We start from the raw sequence: 16,955 nt of genomic DNA on the forward strand, positions 1-16,955 counted from the left end.
GACCTCGTGTCCTCTATGCAATATGACCTTGATTGGCAAGAAGAGCCGCTTCGCCGCAGAGGTGGGCGAGTGCAGCGAAGGTTGCCCGCAGCTTAGGCGAGTTGACCTTTGGGCCGGAGATCGGTGGCTGACCTGTGACGACAACATTGCGTTCACTCCGCAATTCCGAGCCGATGTGCGGCGCACGCTCAACTGGCTCCTGTCAGAACCAAACCTTTCAACGCCATTCACGGGGATGGCCTTGGACGAAACGCACAGAAGGCTTGCCGCCTCTGGAGAGGGCTGGGCGGATTTTGCGTTTCCGAACTGGGGGCCAACCACTGACAACGTCCTCGGGTATCTATTCCGGGAAGGCGAAAATTTCACGATGACGTTCGAGTACGAGCCGCAGCGGGGGCAGAAGAACCGCCCCTGGTATTCGCGGGGTTCGCCTTCTATGAGGGGGATCACGACAGTGGAATTACATTCGATCACCGCCTCGCAAACGATGCGCGAGGCCTCGTGGATCTGACCCGAAAACAAGCTTCTCCCATGTCATCAAACGTCCAACTGCATTCCTGGTGGTCACTGAGCGACGCGCTGCGGCGTCAGGTGCTTGGCCTGCAGATCGATCCCGTCCAGACCGAGTACGCGGGCACCATTGAGCGGGCCATTTCGAGCCTCGGCGAGACCGAGGACGAAAACATGGCCGGTCTGGCGATATTGCGGTCCGGCGAAGGGGTCGGCTTCGTCGTTCTCAAGCGCGGGGACAAGGCGCCCGCGTGGGCGGCGCCCGGGTGGGCCGTGGTGAGCGCCATGCGGGTGGACCGGCGCCAGCAAGGCGGCGGCGTGGGGAGCCAGGCGCTCGTTGCCTTGTCGCCGTGGTTGCGGCAGCACTGGCCCGCGTGCCACACGCTGGCGCTGGCGGTCGACGAAGAAAACGCGCGTGGCATCAAGGCGTACACCCGAGCGGGGTTTGCCGACGCGGGCCAACGGGAGCAAGGCCGCATCGGGTGGGTGCGCTACATGCACAAGCCAGTGGGCGCGCAGGGGTCGCACGAGGTTTCTCAAGTAACACCTCGTTGCTGACACCGCATTGTCAGCAACTCCACGGCAAGATGGCGTGCCGTTGTTCACCCAGGAGTCCCCACCCATGCTCAAGACCTACACAGACAGCTGCCCCTGTGGCGAGGCCCCGGTGAAATACGCCGACGGGCGCAACAACAGTTGGTGGAACGCGCCGGCGGAAACGCGGCATCTGTGATCAAGGTGCCCAGCGCCATGCGATCCAGCCTCATTGCAGCCGCTTTCGTCCTGGGGGCGTTCGGCAGCGCGTTCGCCACCAGCGCCGTTTCGTTCGAAGCGCAAGGCTACCTGCTGGATTTCACCGTTGGGGACGACAGCCAGCCAACCGTGGCCGGTCTGAGCTTTGCCGCGCCCGGCGGTGATCGGGCCGTGGAGATCCCCATGCGCCATCTCCGGATCGAGACCTTCGACACCGGGCAAAAGGTCCTGTTGCTCCGCTTCACGAATCCAGGGGATCCGAAGCTGCCCAAGGACTTTTCTCTCGCCGTCAGAAACGATGCCGGGGTTCTGCACATCGACGGGAAGTCCATCGCCGGTCGTTTCGCCTGGGGCCTGTAGCTCGCCGTTGTTGTTGGCGACCGCGCTGGCCCGCCCGCGCAGATGGCCTCAGCGGCCCGGCTCTTCGGGCGATTCGCTGCGCAGTTCGCAGGCCTGGCCGGTGCGGCGGCACTGGCCGTCCAGCTCCAGCCAGGGGTGGGCGTGGCCCACGCAGCCGGTCTGGCAGATCACGGCGTTGGCTTCGCGCAGCGCGGGGTCTGGCGCCAGCGCCGGCGCGGCGGCGCCGGCGGGCGGCCGCGTGGTGGCGGCGGGCCGCAGGGTGAGTGTGCCGGCCAGGCGCCGCCCGCGCGGCAGCCCCCACAGCAGACCGGTGCGCGCCACCACCAGTTGCCCACGCAGCCGCAGGATCTCGCCTTCGAGCGCCCGCACCTGCAAGGCGTGCGAGCGCAGCAGATCGCCCATGCGGCGCTGCAGGCCGCCGAGCAGCCGGGTGAGGGCGCCGTGTTCGCTCACCAGCTCGCGCGCGGCGGCGCTGTCGAGCCGGGCCGGGTGCTCGGCCACGGGGGTGAAATGGGTCATGGAGGCTCCTTCCTGGGTTGGCGGGCATGTTCTTCTGGTGGCGGGCCGCTGGCCGCGGCGATGAGCAGTTGGTCCACGCCGTCGCGGCCCTGCACGGTGTCCGCCCGCACCCGCCAGACGCGCTGCACCCGTTCGGGCGACAGCACCCGGGCCGGCGGGCCGGCCGCGCGCAGGCGGCCCGCGTCCAGCACCCAGGCCTGGTCGGCGTAGCGCAAGGCGAGGTTCAGGTCGTGCAGCACGGCGAGCACGCCCACGCCTTGCTCCCGCGCCCAGCGCCGCACGGTGCCCAGGGTGTCGTGCTGGTGGCGCAGGTCCAGCGCGGCGGTGGGTTCATCGAGCAGCAGCCAGCGCGCGAGCCCGTCGGGGCTGGGTTCCCAGATCTGCGCCATCACGCGCGCGAGCTGCACGCGGGCGCGCTCGCCGCCGCTCAGGCTGCCGATGCAGCGCTCGGCCAGGGCCTCCACGCCGGTGCTGCGCAGGGCCGCCTGCACGATGCCGGCTTCGTGGCGCGAGGGCGCGAAGCGGTGCGGGTAGCGCCCCAGCGCCACCACCTCGCGCACGCGGAAGTCGAAGGCCACCGCGGTTTCCTGTGGCAGCACCGCGCGCTGCCGGGCCAGGCCAGCCACCCGGGCGGGCGTGAGCGCGCTGCCGTTGAGCCAGACTTCGCCCGCGTCGGGCGCGCGCAGCCCGGCCAGCACCGACAGCAGGGTCGATTTGCCGGCCCCGTTGGGCCCGAGGATGGCGCCCACTTCGCCGGCCGCGAGGTGCAGGTCCACCCCGTCGAGCAGCAGGCTGGCGCCCGCGCGCACGCTCAGGCCGCGCGCGTTCAGGCCCGGCCCGTGCGGCGCCCGCGCCTCGGGGCGGCAGGCGGTGGTGGTGGTGGTCTCCAGTTCGTCGTCGTCCAGCCAGTGGGGCTGTTCGCCGCCGGGCAGGCCGCCCCAGGCGCTGCGCCATTCGGGGTCGCACAGCCGGGCGTTCACAGGCGCCTCCCGGCGGCGCCGCGCAGCAACAGCAGGAAAAACGGCACCCCCACCAGCGCCGTGAGCACGCCCAGCGGCAGCTCGGCCGGCGCGACCACAGTGCGCGCCACGGCGTCGGCCAGCAGCACCAGCACGGCGCCCAGCAGGGCCGAGCCGGGCAGCACCCAGCGGTGGTCGGGCCCGGCCAGCAGGCGCACCATGTGGGGCGCCACCAGGCCGATGAATCCGATGATGCCGGTGGTGGCCGTGACGGCGCCCACGGCCAGCGCGGCCACGGCGATGGCGGTCCGCTGGACCCGCTGCACCGACACGCCCAGCAGCACCGCCTGCGCCTCGCCCAGCGCCAGCGCGTTGAGCGGGCGCGCCAGCCCCAGGCCCACCGCGCCGGCCACCAGCGTGAGCCCCGCCACCAGCGCCACCGCGCTCCAGCGCGCGCCGCCCAGGCTGCCCAGCAGCCAGAACTGCAGGCTGCGCAGCTGCTCGTCGGTGGCCAGGAAGCTCAGCAGGCCCAGGCCGGCGCCGGCCAGCGCGTTGACGGCGATGCCGGCCAGCAGCATCAGGCCCACACGCGTGCCGCCCTCGCCGCGCGCGAGCAGGTAGATCAGCCCCGTGACGCCCAGGCCACCGCCGAAGGCCATGAGCACCAGCGTCCAGCTGCCCAGCGCGCGCGGCAACTCGGGCAACCACACGCTGCCGAGCACGATGCTGACGCCCGCGGCCAGCGCAGCGCCGCTGCTCACGCCGATCAGGCCGGGGTCGGCCAGGGGGTTGCGAAACAGGCCCTGCATGAGGGCGCCGGCCAGGCCCAGCCCGGCGCCGGCGGCCAGCCCCAGCACCAGGCGCGGCAGGCGGATGTGAAAGAACACCATCTGGGCGCCGCTGGGCCCGTCGGCCGGGGCCGACCACGCGCCGGCCAGCAGCGCCGGCAACTCTTGCAGCGGCAGGCTGTAGGCGCCCTGGCCGGCGGCGAACAGCAGGGTGGCCAGCAGCAACAGGGCCAGCGCGGCCAGCAGCACCGGGCCGGGCAGGCGCGCGGGCACTCGCCAGGCCCGCCAGGCCGGCGCTGGCGGCGCGCCGGGCCGCTGCGCCACGGCCGGGTTCACGTGCCGCCCTCCGCGGCTTTGGGGGTCGTGGCCGCAGCCGGGGCCGCGGCGCCCGGCCGCCAGACCGACCAGTCGATCAGGTGCAGCACGTTGCCGTCGACGTCGGTCAGCTCGAATTCCCAGGCGCCCCAGGGCTGCAGCTGCGGCCCGGCGGCGGGGAGCCGCCCCGCGTGCGGCGCTTCACAGCCGGCGATGCCGCTGCGGCAGGGCCGCTGCACCGCGCGGCGCAGGTGGGCGTGCAGGGCGTGGATGTGCTCCACCGTGAGCCGGTGGCGCGCGGGCAGAAAACCGCGCTCGCCGGGCGTGGCCCGCTCCCAGCGGCCGGGCCGCGCGCCGCAGGCCCACAGCTGCAGCCGCAGCGGCCCCAGCTCCAGCAGGGCCCACACGCCCGGGATCTGCTGCGGGCAGGCAAAGCCCAGCACCTGCGTGTAGTCGGCCACGGCGCGCGCCAGGTCGGGCGTGCGCACGCGGGTGGGTGGGGCGTGGGGTGTGGCGTTCATGCCAGCACCACCTGCTGGTGCAGGCGCTCCACCACATCGGGCAGGCGCGGACCGAAGCCGAGCAGTTCCAGCGCGTCCAGGTGGAGCAGCGCGCGGCGCCGGTGGGCGGGGGTGAGCGCCAGCTCGGGCCGCTGCCAGAACGCGGCCTCGCCGCCGATGGCTTCGATCCCCTGCGTGGTCATCAGGATCACGTCGGGCGCGGCCTGGGCCATGGCCTCGGCCGTCATGGGCCGGTAGCCCTTGAAGCCGCCGAGCGCGTTGCGCGCGCCCATGAAGCGGATCAGCGCGTCGGCGGCGGTCTGTTCCCCCGAGACCATGGGGCTGCCGGTGTGCGAGAGCACGAACAGCACCTTGGGTTGCGGGGAGCGGGCGGTCTGGCGCACGCGGGCGGTGACGGCGGCCCAGCGCGCGTCGAGCCGCTGCTGCAGCGCGCGCGCATCGGCTTCACGCCCGGTGGCGCGGCCCACGGCGGCGACCTTGCGGCCGACCTCGCCCCAGCTGTGGTCGGCGGCGATCAGTTCCACCGTCACGCCGGCGCCGCGCAGCTGCTCCAGCACCACCGGCGGGCCGGCGTCGGTGCCGGCGATCAGGGCGTCGGGCCGCAGCGCGAGCAGGCCTTCGGCCGAGAGCTGGCGCATGTAGCCCACCTTGGGCGTGGTCTGCGCTGCGGGCGGGTACAGGCTGGTCGAGTCGGTGCCCACCAGCAGGTCCTGCGCGCCCAGCGCGTACACCACCTCGGTGATGCCGCCACCCACGGTGACGAGCCGCACGCCCGGCGCGCGCGCCGGCTCAGCGCCGGGGCTGGCGCTGCCCGGGCCGGGGGTCTGCGGCTGGGGTGCAGCCGCAGGCGCAGCCCTCAGCGGCCAGGGCCACCCAGCGGTTGCCACTGCCGAGCCAGCCAGTGCGGCGCCCGAGAGCTTTTGCAGCGCGCTTCTGCGCGAGGTGTTGCCGAAGGGCGGTGTGGACAGCGGGGATTTCATGGGGTGTGGTGGGGTTCATGCGGTAACGGTCTCGTGCGGCGGCTCGACCCACTGCAGGTGCGAGAGGATCTGGCGCCAGGCCGCCAGCTCGGGCTGGCCGGGCTTGCGCGCGCCAAAGAACATGGCCATCAGCTCGCCCTGCGCGTCGAACACTTCGAGCGAGGTCACTGCGCCATCGTCGGTGGGCTTCTCCACCACCCAGGCGCTGTCGATCAGGTCTTCGCGCAGGTGCAGGTTGAAGCCGGGGTCGAGCACGTTGAGCCAGGTCTTGCCGTGCACCTCCAGGGGCTCGACGCGGCGCACCGGCCCGGTGTGGATCTGGATGCAGCCCGGGCTGGAGACGAACACCATGATGGGCGTGGCCTCGAACGCGGCCTCCATCAGCATCTCGCGCACGGCCGGTGTTTCCACCCGGTGCGTGTAGCGCCCCTCCACCAGCCGCAGGCCGTGCAGGCGCTCCAGGCCGAACTGGCGCAGCAGGGGGAAGAACTGGTGGGTGTCGGTCATGGCGCCCCAGGCGCTGGCGAAGGCCTGCGCGTCCACGGCCGGCTGCATGGGCCGGGCGCGCAGCGGCGCCGGGGCTTCGAAGCGGGGGCTCTGGCCGGGCTCGATGGCGCGGTGGATGGCCTGCGCCCAGGCCTCGCGGTCGGTCTGTTCGCGCACGAAGACCTTGTGCACCGCCGTGCCGTGGCGGTCGTAGAACTGCAGGCTGCTGCTGTCGGGCCCGCTGCCGGTGGCCGCTTCGGCGACCACGAAGCCGGCGTGCCACTGGTGGAAGAAGAGCCGCAGGTCGATCTGTTCACCCAGCGCCAGCCCCACCGGGCCCGAGGCCGAGAGCTTCTGGTAGACGCCGGTTTTTTCGTGCACCACGCTCTCGTTGCGGGTCAGCGCCATGAGCGGCCCGCAGGGCTCCAGCGACTGCAGCAGGGCCAGCCAGTCGGGACGCAGGGGCACCACCTGCAGCGGGTGGCCGTGGCCGCCCACGTGCGCGGCCAGCGCCGCGCCTTCGCTCAGGCCCAACGATTCGGCGGCCTCACGGGCGCGCAGCCCGCGCGCACGCGCCTGCTCGAAGCGGGTGCGGATGTCTTCGGCGTTCATGTGCGGCTCCTGGGCGGGGGTGGCGGGGGCGAGCCGCGGCATCACTGCACGCTCGCCGCGGCGGGGTGCCACAGGGCGCCGGGCTGTGGCGTGGGCACCTGTTCGATGTCGAGCTGCCAGCGGGTGCGCAGGTTGGCCAGCATGGTGCGCATGGCGGGCGAGAGCTGGGGGTGTTCCGAGAGGAAGAACAGGTTGGACACCAGCTTGCGCGCCATCAGCGAGCGGTGCGGGCAGTCCGGCGCGCTCTGCGCGTAGCCGGTGAGCAGCGCCAGCGTGCCGGCCATCAGGGCTTCGACCGAAGGCAGGGTGTATTCCTCGTCGCAGGTTTCACAGGTGCAGGTGTCCATCACTCATTCCCATCGTTGGTAGGTAGGGGGCCCGCCGGTGCGCCGTGCCGGGCCGCGGGTTGGTCTCAGAAGTCCGTCACCATCGCCACGGAGAGGGCGCGGCCCGGCGCGGTGTAGGCGTCGAGCACGGGGGAGTTGGCGGCGATGCCGCGCACGTTCGTCCACTCCCAGTACTTGCGGTTGGTCAGGTTGTGCAGGGCGACGCTCAGCCGGGTGCCCGGGCGCAGCGGCCAGCTCGCGCTCAGGTCCAGCGTGGTGTAGGACGGCGTGGCGAATGGCTGCTGCCCGCCGCTGAGCGTCTGGGCGATGTCGCCGGCCGATTTCTTCGCCACGTGGATCAGCGTGGCGCCGAGCTTCCAGTCGCCCAGGCGCTGCTGCAGGCCGAGCACCAGCTTGGCCGGGTTGACCGAGTTCAGCGGCCGGTCCAGCGCGGTGTCTTTGCCGCGGGTCTGGCCGTAGGCGAGCCGCAGATCGGTGGCGGGGCCCAGCGCCAGCGTGCCCTTGAGCTCGAAGCCGCTCAGGCGGACCTGGCCGCGGTTGACCGCCTGGAACTGCAGCGGGTCGCCCGGCGCGCCGCTGCCCGCCACCAGCACCAGGTCTTCGATGAAGTCCTTGTAGCGCCCGGTGAAGACGGCGGCCTCCCAGTCCAGCGCGCCGGTGGTGGCGCGGGTGCCCAGCTCCAGGGTGCGGCTGGTTTCGGGCTTCAGCTCGGGGTTGGGCAGGGTCTTGTAGTTGCCCAGCGGGTTCTCGAAATAGTTGTTGAGCTGCAGCGGGCTGGGCGCCTTGAAGCCGGCGGCCAGGTTGGCGAACACGCTCCAGCCCGGGGCCGGGCGCAGGATCGCGCCCAGCTTGGGCGACAGCGCCGAACCGGACAGCGAGGCCGCGGGCAGGGGGTAGAGCGGGCTGCTCTGGGGGTCGAGCGCGAAGTGGTCGTAGCGCAGCGCGGGGATCAGGCTCCAGCGCTCGCTGGCGAACTCGTCCTGCACAAACAGCGCGGCGGTGGTTTCGCGTGTGGTGGGGAAGCGCTGCAGCGGGTAGCTTTCATAGACCGGGGGCGCGGTGCCGGTGACGAGGTTGCCGAGCGTGGCCACCGACACGTCGGCGCCGTAGACCAGCTTGTGGCTCCAGTCGGGGCCCAGCGGGCGCGTCTTTTCCGCCTGCAGCACGCCTTGCCAGAGCCGCTCGGTGTAGCTGACGTCACGCGAGCGGGTGTTGGGGGTCGCGGTTCTGAGCTCGGTCGCGACCTCCTGCGACTCGGACCGCTGGTGGCCCACGGTGGCGCGCAGTTCGTCGGCCCAGGCGCCGTCGACGCGATAACGCCCGTCCCAGCTCAGGCGGGTGCGCCGCATGTCGGTGCGCGCGTCCAGGTCCAGCGTGCCGGTGTCGCTGGTGGTGCGCGCGCTGTAGCCCTCCAGCGCGCTGGATTTGTCCACCTGCTCCAGCGCCAGGGTGTGGCGCTGCCCACCGCCCGGCGTGACCACCAGCTTGCCGAGCAAGGCGTGGTTCCGGTCGTCCTGCGGGTTGGGCGCGGTGCGGCTGCTGTTGAGGGCCTGGTTCTCGCCCTGGTTGTCCAGCGCCTCGCTGCGCCCGGCCTGCACACTGCCGAGCCACTGCACGGTCTCGCTGGCCCGGCCGGCCAGCGTCAGCCCCAGGCCCCGGCGGTGGTCGGCGCTGTCGAGCTGGACACCGGCACGGCCGGCGAGCTTCTGGCCGTCCTTGAGCAGGTCCTTCGGCTCGGTGGTGAACATGGCCACCATGCCGGCCAGGCCGTCCGAGCCGTACAGCGCCGAGCTCGCACCGCGCAGGATCTCCACGCGCGAGATCAAGCCCAGGTCGTAATGATCGCGGCCGAACGCGGCCGAGCCGAACACGCCGCTGTTGAGCTCGCGCGGCACCCGGATGCCATCGACCGTGAGCAGCACGCGGTTGCCCTCGAGCCCGCGGATGTTGAAGCCCGCGTTGCCCTCGCGCCCGGTGCCGCCCGGCGCCACTGCGCCAAAACGCTGCGCCGAGCGCTGAACGCTGACGTTGGGCAGCTCACGCGCCAGGTCGCGGATGTCCTGCACCCGGGCCGGGTCCAGCGCCTCGCCACTGAGCACGTCGATGGTGGCGGGCACTTCTTCGATCGCCCGCTCGCTGCGCGAACCGCTGACCACCACCTCGGGCAACAGCGCCGCGGGCTGCGCCTGCGGCGGGGCATCGGCGCTGGCCGCGGCCGCGCCTTGGGCCCAGGCCGTCGGCCCGGCCAGCAGCGCGCAGCAGGCCAGGAACACCGGCGTGAACGCCCGGGCCGAGCGCACCGACGCGGGGCCTGGGGACGCGCACCCCGAGCCAGGGCGAAGCGGGGAAGAGAGCCGCCGGCGGGCGGCGGGGAAGCGGGAGGGTTCGGTCACGAAAATGCCTGGGCCAATGGGTTGAGGACAACGCTGGCGGGGCATGGACCGGGGCGCTGTGGCGCCGGATGCTGGCTGGCTGAGGAAGCGAAACACCCCCGCGTCGCCTTTGGCGCCACTCCCTGAAGGGGGCGACTCCTGGGCCCGGTGAAGCCGGCTCCTGGGTGTCTCTGGGTCTGCACCGCTTCTTGCGTCGCGGGACAGCGGGTACGGAATCGTGGGCGGATGGGTGGGAAGTTCAGGCCATTATATGAGAATGATTCGCATTTGACAAGCGACATTCAACACCCCCACACATGCGCGCTGGAACGCAGACAATCGTCTGTCCATCACCCCACCAACCACAAGAAAGGACCCCGCCATGAAAGGTGATCCCCAGGCCATTGGCCATCTGCAGGCCCAGCTCAAGAACGAGCTGACCGCCATCAACCAGTACTTCGTGCACTACCGCATGCTCAAGCACTGGGGCTTCGACAAGCTGGCGAAGAAGGAGTATTCGGAGTCCATCGGCGAGATGAAGCACGCCGACTGGCTGATGGACCGCATCTTCATGCTCGACGGCCTGCCCAACCTGCAGGACCTGGGCAAGCTCAACATCGCGGAGAACGTGCCCGAGATGCTGGCGAGCGACTTGGCGCTGGAGCGCGGCGCCCAGACCACCATCAAGGACGGCATGGCCCACTGCGAGAGCGTGCGCGACTACGTCTCGCGCGACCTGCTGCAGAAGATCCTGGACGACACCGAGGAGCACATCGACTTCCTCGAAACCCAGCTCGACCTCATCGACAAGGTGGGGCTGCCCAACTACCTGCAGAGCCAGATGGGCGAGGCCGACTGAGTCGGCTTGCCGGAACCCCGGCGGCGCCGGGGTGGGCCCGTCCCGGCCCTCTGCGGACCATACCCCTGCGCCGATCAGTGGTACTTGTTTTAATGAATACGATCAATTATCATTTGCAGGCAAGTTTCAACCTGGAAACCACCTGCCATGATCGTTTGCGTTTGCCACCGCGTCAGTGACCAGACCATCGCCCACGCGGCGCGGTCCGGCATGGCCTTTGACGACATCCAGCTCGAACTGGGTGTGGCCACGCAGTGCGGTAAATGTGAAAGCTGCGCGCGCTCGGTCTGGTCCCAGTGCCGCCCGGGCCACCCGGCGGCCCACCTGCAAATGAACGAGTCCCGCCAACAGGCCAGCGCCGTGGCGGTGCAGCTCTTGCCGGCCTGAGCACCGTTCGCGCAGGCCCGCTCGGCGGGCTCACCAGCGCCCAGGTGCTGATCAGCGCGGTTCCAACACCGTCGCCCCCCCTCCTCTCCCAGACACACCCCCCGCCGGGCAAGACCCCGGCCAACGGCGCTCGCGCGCGCAACAAATCCCGCCGTGCCGCCGATTCCGGCCGAAAATGTCACGGCAGCCGCGACCCTTACGCACAATTACGGACTGGGGTTTTCCCGCACTCGGATTTAGAATGCGCAATTCGCTTCCACATTGCAAGATAACAACCCGCCAGGAGACAAATCCATGAGCACCGACAACTCCCAGGACAACAAACGCGCCGAGCTGCGCCGCGCCGCTCTCGAGTACCACGAGTTCCCGACACCCGGCAAGATCGCGATCGCCGCCACCAAGCAGCTCACCAACCAGCGCGACCTGGCCCTGGCCTACTCCCCTGGCGTGGCCGCGCCCTGCGAAGAAATCGTGGCCGACCCGGTCAACGCCTTCAAGTACACCAGCCGCGGCAACCTGGTGGCCGTCATCACCAACGGCACGGCGGTGCTGGGCCTGGGCGACATCGGCCCGCTGGCGGCCAAGCCGGTGATGGAAGGCAAGGGCGTGTTGTTCAAGAAGTTCTCGGGCATCGACGTGTTCGACATCGAGATCAACGAGAAAGACCCGGACAAGCTGGTCGAGATCATCGCCTCGCTGGAACCGACGTTTGGCGGCATCAACCTGGAAGACATCAAGGCGCCGGACTGCTTCTATGTGGAGCGCAAGCTGCGCGAGCGCATGAAGATCCCGGTTTTCCACGACGACCAGCACGGCACCGCCATCGTGGTCGGCGCGGCCATGTTGAACGGCCTGAAGGTCGTCGGCAAGGACCCGAAAAAGATCAAGCTCGTGACCTCCGGCGCGGGTGCCGCGGCCCTGGCCTGCCTGGGCCTGCTGGTCAAGCTGGGCATTCCGCGTGAAAACATCTGGGTCACCGACCTGGCCGGCGTGGTCTACGAAGGCCGCACCGAGCTGATGGACGCGGACAAGATCCAGTTCGCGCAGAAGACCAGCCAGCGCACGCTCTCCGAAGCCATCGAAGGCGCCGACGTGTTCCTCGGCCTGTCGGCCGGCGGTGTGCTGAAGAAAGACATGGTCGCCAAGATGGCGGCCAACCCGCTGATCTTCGCCCTGGCCAACCCCAACCCCGAGATCCAGCCCGAAGACGTGAAAGCGGTGCGCGACGACGCCATCATGGCCACCGGTCGTTCCGACTATCCGAACCAGGTCAACAACGTCCTGTGTTTCCCCTACATCTTCCGCGGCGCCCTCGACGCCGGCGCCTCCACCATCACCGATGAGATGGAGATCGCCGCGGTGCACGCGATCGCCGAGCTGGCCCAGGCCGAGCAGAGCGAGGTGGTGGCCGCCGCCTACGCGGGCGAAAAGCTGGCGTTCGGCCCCGAGTACCTGATCCCCAAGCCGTTCGACCCGCGCCTGATGATGAAGATCGCGCCGGCCGTGGCCCAGGCCGCCGCCGACAGCGGCGTGGCCCTGCGCCCGGTCACCGACATGGACGCCTACCGCCAGCGCCTGCAGAGCTTCGTGCTGGCCTCGGGCACGATCATGAAACCGATCTATGCCGCGGCCAAGACGGCGCTGAAAAAGCGCGTGGCCTACGCCGAGGGCGAAGAAGAGCGCGTGCTGCGCGCCTGCCAGATCGTGGTGGACGAAGGCCTGGCCCGGCCCACGCTGATCGGCCGCCCGGCCATCATCGCGCAGCGCATCGAGAAGTTCGGCCTGCGCCTGAAGGAAGACCTGGACTACGACGTCGTCAACGTCGAGCAGGACAGCCGCTACCGCGACTTCTGGCAGACCTACCACCGCATGACCGAGCGCAAGGGCGTCACGGCCCAGCTCGCCAAGATCGAGATGCGCCGCCGCCTCACGCTGATCGGCTCCATGCTGCTGCACAAGGGCGAGGTCGATGGCATGATCTGCGGCACTTGGGGCTCCACCCACAACCATCTGGAGTACATCGACCAGGTGATCGGCAAGCGCGAGGGCGGCAGCCCCAGCACCGCCCAGGACGTGCGCATCTACGCCTGCATGAACGGGCTGATGCTGCCGGGCCGCCAGGTGTTCCTGGTCGACACCCACGTCAACTACGATCCGACGCCCGAACAGCTGTGCGAGATCACCGTGATGGCGGCCGAGGAGATGTTGCGCTTTGGCCTGCAGCCCAAGGCCGCTTTGTTGTCACACTCCAACTTCGGCTCCAGCAACCAGCCCACCGCGATCAAGATGCGCCGCACCCTGGAACTGCTGCGCGAGCAGGCACCCTGGCTGGAGGTGGACGGCGAAATGCACGGCGACGTGGCACTGGACGCCACCGCCCGGCTGACCATGATGCCGGACTCCACCCTGAGGGGCGACGCCAACCTGTTGGTGCTGCCCAACATCGACGCCGCCAACATCGCCTACAACCTGCTGAAGACCGCGGCCGGCGGCAACATCGCCATCGGCCCGGTGCTGCTGGGCGCGGCCAAACCCGTGCACGTGCTCACGGCCAGCGCCACGGTGCGCCGCATCGTGAACATGACGGCACTCACCGTTGCCGAGGCCAACGTTTCGCACTGATGCTTTAGAGAAAAGCAAGCACTAACTCTTCAACACATTTTTGACCGAAGCCCTTGCCTGTTTATTCAGCAATCGCTTGCATTTCCAGGCCGCCTGAGGCACACTAACGTCCTTGATTCACAGGGTTAACCCGCCCCACAGCACTTGGCAAAGCAGCCTGTTTGCCCGGTGCCGGAGGCGGGTTGATTGCATCAGGAGCAGGGAAATTCATGGATCTGAAACAGATCCGGACGGGTCGATGGGGCGCCGGCCGCCTGGGTTCGGTGGTGCTGGCAGGGGTTTTGGTGGCAGCGGCAAGCACCTTTGTGGTGCAAGCGCGAACACCCCAGGACCTGCCGGGTTCGGTGGTCGCTTCTGTGGCCTACAGCGGCCTGCCGGTACAAGGCCGGGAGCTGATGGCGCAGATTCAACGGGGCGGCCCTTTCCGTTACGAGAAAGACGGCACCGTGTTTGGCAACCGCGAACGGTTGTTACCAGCGCAGCAGCGTGGCTATTACCGAGAGTACACCGTGCCCACCCCCGGTCTGAGCCACAGAGGCGCCCGGCGAATCGTGTGTGGTGGACAGCGGCCCAGGGCGCCCGATGCGTGTTATTACACCGAGGATCACTACAGCAGCTTCAGGCTGATCGTGCAGTGACCCGGCGATGAAGAGTTTGGATTATCAACTTTGACCATAGAAAGAGACGCGGAGATGGACACGCCACTTCGTAACGTACGACCCAATATCGTTCAGTCGATTCGCGCCTACGGCGTGAAAGACCTGCAGGCCGCGGCCGAGCATTTGGGGCACCACTTCCTGTACGCCAACCTGGCCAAAGCCCAGAGCAAGCAGGATGTGCTGGAATTGATCGCGGCGCAATACACCTTGCCCTCGCATTTCGGCAAGAACTTCGACGCGCTCTACGACTGCATGACCGACATGGTCCACAAGTCCGGACCGCAGACGGGTTTCATCGTGGTGCTGGAACACATCCCGGCGCACGCGAAGTTCGACAAGGAAGCGCGCGAGCAACTGCTCGACATCTTCCGTGACGCGGCCGACTACTGGAGCGATCGCAAGATCCCGTTCCGCTGCTTCTACTCCTTCTCGGTGGCCCGCACCCCAAAAGGTGAAGAGCCGATCGAAGTGGAGACCGATGAGCCCATGCCCACCGACAAGCTGCTGGACGTGAGCCCGATGGCGCTGCGCATGAGCAGCCCGTTCAACGCCGGGTACTGGTTGGCCGCAGCTTGACTGGACGCCCCCCGCGCCGCGCCTAAGGGGGCGGCACCTGCGGCCCGGCAAAGCCGGTTCCGCGGTGCCCTTGAATAAAAAAGCCGCTGCATCCGCAGCGGCTTTTTCATGCGTGTGTGTTTTCTACTGCACGGCTTGGGCCAGTGCGACGTATTCGGCCACCGGCACTTCTTCGGCGCGGCGCTGCAGGTCGAACTGGCCGGCGAAGTTGCGGGCTTCCAGCCACTTGCCGAGCGTGTTGCGCAGGATCTTGCGGCGCTGGCTGAACGCCGTCTGCACCAGGTCACCGTAGAGTTTGAGGTCGATGGCTGGCGGCTCGGCCAGCGGAACCATGCGCACGATGGCGCTGTCCACACGCGGGGGCGGATCGAAGCTCGCGGGGGGCACGAACAGCACGTTGTCCATGGTGTACCGCCACTGCAGCATGACCGACAGGCGGCTGTAGTCGGACGTGGCCGGTCGCGCCACCATGCGGTCGATGACTTCCTTCTGCAACATGAAATGCTGGTCCTGCACCACACCGACATGGTCCAGCAGGTGGAATAGGATGGGCGTGGAGATGTTGTAGGGCAGGTTGCCGACCACCCGGAGCCGACGCGCCATGCCCGGGGCCTCGGCGGGTGCATGCGCCAGCGCCGTGAAATCCACCTTCAACACGTCCGACTCGATCACGTCGAGTTGGCCGTGGTCACGCAGGCGCGCGGCCAGATCACGGTCGAGTTCGATCACGGTCAGGTGGCCCAGGCGCTCCACCAGCGGTTGCGTCAACGCCGCCAGCCCCGGTCCGATCTCGACCATGGCATCGCCCCGCTGGGGCGCGATCGCCTCGACGATGGCTTCGATGATGGCGCGGTCGGTCAGGAAATGCTGACCGAACCGCTTGCGAGCGATGTGCTTCATGCCCTTGGCCCAGCCGTCGCGGCAGACCGGCTCAAAGCCGGGGCGCTTCGCGGTATTCGACGAAGGCCTGTCCGCGCACGTCCTGGATCCAGCTTTGCAAGGCCTCGCGGGCCTTTTTCTCGCGCACGAGGCCGCGCGCCATCTCGCGCTGGTCGCGTTGGCTCAAGGCGGCTTCGCGGCGTTCTTCCACGCGGATCAGGTGCACGCCGAACCGCGACACCAGCGGCTGCGACATCTCTCCCGGGCGCAGGCCGTTCATGGCCTGCTCGAATTCCGGCACGAATTGGCCCGGGCTCACCCAGCCCAGGTCACCCCCCGACCGCGCCGAGCCATCCTGGCTGTGCTCCTTCGCCAGGTCCTCGAACGTGGCTTTACCGCTGGCAATCTGCTCGCGGTACTGGTTGAGCCGCGCCACGGCATCGGCCTGGCTGAGCTGGGCGCTGGGGCGCAGCAGAATGTGGCGCGAGCGGGTCTGGATCAGGCTCACATCGGACGGTCCGGCCTGGCGCTTTTCAAGCACCTTGAGCACGTGGAAACCGGCGGCACTGCGCAAGGGGCCCGCGATACCGCCCGCGGGCAGGGCCCGCGTGGCATCGACAAACAGCGAGGGCAGGCGATCGGCCGTGCGCCAACCGAATTCCCCACCGTTGACGCGTTCGGCCGCGCCGGAAAACTCCCGCGCCAGGGCCGCGAAATCGCCGCCGGCGCGGGCGCGGTCGGCCACCATCTGTGCGCGCGCCTGCAGCTCGTTCACCCGGGCGGGGCTGGTGCCCTCAGGGACCAGGATCAACACATGGGCGAGGTTCAACTCCAGCTTGCCGAGGTCGCCGCTGTTCTGTTCGCGCAGGAAGTCGTCGATGTCGGCCTCGGTCACCGTCACGCGGGCTTCGACTTCGCGCTCCTGCAGCCGCTGCAGCAGAAGCTGGCTGCGCAGCTCGTTGCGAAAGCGGTTGATGTCCATGCCATCGGCAGCAACGCGGCGGCGGAACTCCTCCAGCTCCAGCTGGTTCTGCGCCGCGATGGTCATCTCGGCCTGCGCCAGGGCGGCCTCGTCCACACGGATGCCGAGTTCGGCGGCCCGCTGCAGCTGAGCGCGCTCGGTCACGAGCTGCTCCAGCACCTGGCGTGCGAGCGTTTCGCGCGGCGGCAAGGCACCCCCCCGCTGGGCGTACTGCTGCTCCACACGCAGCAGACGCTGGCGCACCTCGTTGTTGGTCACCGGCTCGGAATTGACCAGGGCGACGATGAAGTCGGCCGTCAAGGTCACACCCGACCGGACAACCCCCAGCGATGGTTTGACCTGGTTGGACAGGCGCAGCGACTGGGCCTGAAGCGACGGCGGCAACAGCAGCGCCAGGCCCAGAGAAACCCCCGCCAGCGCGCGCAAAGCCACCACGGGAGCCGGATACAAGGTGTCGCGATCGGTCATA

General features: G+C 69.3%; 17 protein-coding genes and 1 pseudogene. 8 read left to right on the forward strand and 10 right to left on the reverse strand.

Annotated features, from left to right (window positions below):
- The first annotated feature begins 28 nt into the window (after positions 1–28).
- From KIH07_RS03190 to KIH07_RS03200, 3 genes are all read left to right on the forward strand, one after another.
- The gene (locus KIH07_RS03190; RefSeq protein WP_226490593.1) at positions 29–511 is read left to right on the forward strand and encodes a hypothetical protein; all 483 of its coding nucleotides are present in this window, start codon (positions 29–31) and stop codon (positions 509–511) included.
- A 20-nt stretch (positions 512–531) separates the two neighbouring features.
- The gene (locus KIH07_RS03195; RefSeq protein ID WP_226490594.1) at positions 532–1,068 is read left to right on the forward strand and encodes a GNAT family N-acetyltransferase; all 537 of its coding nucleotides are present in this window, start codon (positions 532–534) and stop codon (positions 1,066–1,068) included.
- Positions 1,069–1,260: 192 nt separating this feature from the next.
- Positions 1,261–1,623, forward strand: a complete 363-nt coding sequence (locus tag KIH07_RS03200; protein WP_226490595.1) for a hypothetical protein — start codon at positions 1,261–1,263, stop codon at positions 1,621–1,623.
- Positions 1,624–1,671: 48 nt separating this feature from the next.
- Here the strand turns inward: KIH07_RS03200 and KIH07_RS03205 are convergent, their stop codons facing one another.
- The 8 genes from KIH07_RS03205 to KIH07_RS03240 form a co-directional block, all read right to left on the reverse strand.
- Complete coding sequence (locus KIH07_RS03205) at positions 1,672–2,142, reverse strand: hypothetical protein (RefSeq protein WP_226490596.1); 471 nt, start codon at positions 2,140–2,142, stop codon at positions 1,672–1,674.
- Positions 2,139–3,122 (reverse strand): heme ABC transporter ATP-binding protein, encoded by a 984-nt coding sequence (locus tag KIH07_RS03210; protein WP_226490597.1) that lies wholly within the window; start codon positions 3,120–3,122, stop codon positions 2,139–2,141. The genes KIH07_RS03205 and KIH07_RS03210 overlap by 4 nt, the downstream gene beginning before the upstream one ends.
- Positions 3,119–4,225 carry a FecCD family ABC transporter permease gene (locus tag KIH07_RS03215; protein ID WP_413465693.1) on the reverse strand — a complete coding sequence of 369 codons (1,107 nt, stop codon included), beginning with the start codon at positions 4,223–4,225 and terminating at the stop codon, positions 3,119–3,121. Before KIH07_RS03215 ends, KIH07_RS03210 begins: the two co-directional genes overlap by 4 nt.
- Positions 4,222–4,725, reverse strand: coding sequence for a hypothetical protein (locus tag KIH07_RS03220; protein WP_226490598.1), 504 nt, complete (start codon positions 4,723–4,725; stop codon positions 4,222–4,224). Before KIH07_RS03220 ends, KIH07_RS03215 begins: the two co-directional genes overlap by 4 nt.
- Positions 4,722–5,705 (reverse strand): heme/hemin ABC transporter substrate-binding protein, encoded by a 984-nt coding sequence (locus KIH07_RS03225; RefSeq protein ID WP_226490599.1) that lies wholly within the window; start codon positions 5,703–5,705, stop codon positions 4,722–4,724. Before KIH07_RS03225 ends, KIH07_RS03220 begins: the two co-directional genes overlap by 4 nt.
- A gap of 15 nt (positions 5,706–5,720) precedes the next feature.
- Complete coding sequence (locus tag KIH07_RS03230) at positions 5,721–6,803, reverse strand: hemin-degrading factor (RefSeq protein WP_226490600.1); 1,083 nt, start codon at positions 6,801–6,803, stop codon at positions 5,721–5,723.
- A 41-nt stretch (positions 6,804–6,844) separates the two neighbouring features.
- Positions 6,845–7,150, reverse strand: a complete 306-nt coding sequence (locus KIH07_RS03235; protein WP_226490601.1) for a hypothetical protein — start codon at positions 7,148–7,150, stop codon at positions 6,845–6,847.
- A gap of 65 nt (positions 7,151–7,215) precedes the next feature.
- Positions 7,216–9,450, reverse strand: a complete 2,235-nt coding sequence (locus tag KIH07_RS03240) for a TonB-dependent hemoglobin/transferrin/lactoferrin family receptor (protein ID WP_226490602.1) — start codon at positions 9,448–9,450, stop codon at positions 7,216–7,218.
- 454 nt (positions 9,451–9,904) lie between these two features.
- Here KIH07_RS03240 and bfr point away from each other — a divergent pair, with 454 nt between their 5' ends.
- The 5 genes and pseudogenes from bfr to KIH07_RS03265 all read left to right on the forward strand — a co-directional run.
- Positions 9,905–10,381 (forward strand): bacterioferritin, encoded by a 477-nt coding sequence (gene bfr, locus KIH07_RS03245; protein WP_226490603.1) that lies wholly within the window; start codon positions 9,905–9,907, stop codon positions 10,379–10,381.
- Positions 10,382–10,528: 147 nt separating this feature from the next.
- A complete protein-coding gene (locus tag KIH07_RS03250) occupies positions 10,529–10,768 on the forward strand; it encodes a bacterioferritin-associated ferredoxin (protein WP_226490604.1) in 240 nt (79 codons plus the stop codon).
- A gap of 294 nt (positions 10,769–11,062) precedes the next feature.
- Positions 11,063–13,390 carry an NADP-dependent malic enzyme gene (locus tag KIH07_RS03255; RefSeq protein ID WP_226490605.1) on the forward strand — a complete coding sequence of 776 codons (2,328 nt, stop codon included), beginning with the start codon at positions 11,063–11,065 and terminating at the stop codon, positions 13,388–13,390.
- Positions 13,391–13,599: 209 nt separating this feature from the next.
- Positions 13,600–14,028, forward strand: coding sequence for a ribonuclease domain-containing protein (locus tag KIH07_RS03260; RefSeq protein ID WP_226490606.1), 429 nt, complete (start codon positions 13,600–13,602; stop codon positions 14,026–14,028).
- Positions 14,029–14,082: 54 nt separating this feature from the next.
- A pseudogene (locus KIH07_RS03265) lies at positions 14,083–14,478 on the forward strand (barstar family protein); the annotation flags it as partial.
- A 270-nt stretch (positions 14,479–14,748) separates the two neighbouring features.
- Here the strand turns inward: KIH07_RS03265 and rsmA are convergent.
- Positions 14,749–15,525 carry a 16S rRNA (adenine(1518)-N(6)/adenine(1519)-N(6))-dimethyltransferase RsmA gene (gene rsmA, locus KIH07_RS03270; protein WP_226490607.1) on the reverse strand — a complete coding sequence of 259 codons (777 nt, stop codon included), beginning with the start codon at positions 15,523–15,525 and terminating at the stop codon, positions 14,749–14,751.
- Positions 15,526–15,556: 31 nt separating this feature from the next.
- Positions 15,557–16,954, reverse strand: a complete 1,398-nt coding sequence (locus tag KIH07_RS03275) for a peptidylprolyl isomerase (protein ID WP_226490608.1) — start codon at positions 16,952–16,954, stop codon at positions 15,557–15,559.
- Between the last annotated feature and the right edge of the window lies 1 nt (position 16,955).

Origin of the sequence: Hydrogenophaga taeniospiralis (assembly GCF_020510445.1) — a bacterium.
Taxonomy (GTDB): domain Bacteria; phylum Pseudomonadota; class Gammaproteobacteria; order Burkholderiales; family Burkholderiaceae_C; genus Hydrogenophaga.

Coding starts and splice junctions, on each gene's coding strand:
- KIH07_RS03195 (WP_226490594.1), top strand. CDS start 532: ATGTCATCAAACGTCCAACTGCATTCCTGGTGGTCACTGAGCGACGCG.
- KIH07_RS03200 (WP_226490595.1), top strand. CDS start 1,261: ATGCGATCCAGCCTCATTGCAGCCGCTTTCGTCCTGGGGGCGTTCGGC.
- KIH07_RS03205 (WP_226490596.1), bottom strand. CDS start 2,142: ATGACCCATTTCACCCCCGTGGCCGAGCACCCGGCCCGGCTCGACAGC.
- KIH07_RS03220 (WP_226490598.1), bottom strand. CDS start 4,725: ATGAACGCCACACCCCACGCCCCACCCACCCGCGTGCGCACGCCCGAC.
- KIH07_RS03225 (WP_226490599.1), bottom strand. CDS start 5,705: ATGAAATCCCCGCTGTCCACACCGCCCTTCGGCAACACCTCGCGCAGA.
- KIH07_RS03230 (WP_226490600.1), bottom strand. CDS start 6,803: ATGAACGCCGAAGACATCCGCACCCGCTTCGAGCAGGCGCGTGCGCGC.
- KIH07_RS03235 (WP_226490601.1), bottom strand. CDS start 7,150: ATGGACACCTGCACCTGTGAAACCTGCGACGAGGAATACACCCTGCCT.
- bfr (WP_226490603.1), top strand. CDS start 9,905: ATGAAAGGTGATCCCCAGGCCATTGGCCATCTGCAGGCCCAGCTCAAG.
- KIH07_RS03250 (WP_226490604.1), top strand. CDS start 10,529: ATGATCGTTTGCGTTTGCCACCGCGTCAGTGACCAGACCATCGCCCAC.
- KIH07_RS03255 (WP_226490605.1), top strand. CDS start 11,063: ATGAGCACCGACAACTCCCAGGACAACAAACGCGCCGAGCTGCGCCGC.
- KIH07_RS03260 (WP_226490606.1), top strand. CDS start 13,600: ATGGATCTGAAACAGATCCGGACGGGTCGATGGGGCGCCGGCCGCCTG.
- rsmA (WP_226490607.1), bottom strand. CDS start 15,525: ATGAAGCACATCGCTCGCAAGCGGTTCGGTCAGCATTTCCTGACCGAC.
- KIH07_RS03275 (WP_226490608.1), bottom strand. CDS start 16,954: ATGACCGATCGCGACACCTTGTATCCGGCTCCCGTGGTGGCTTTGCGC.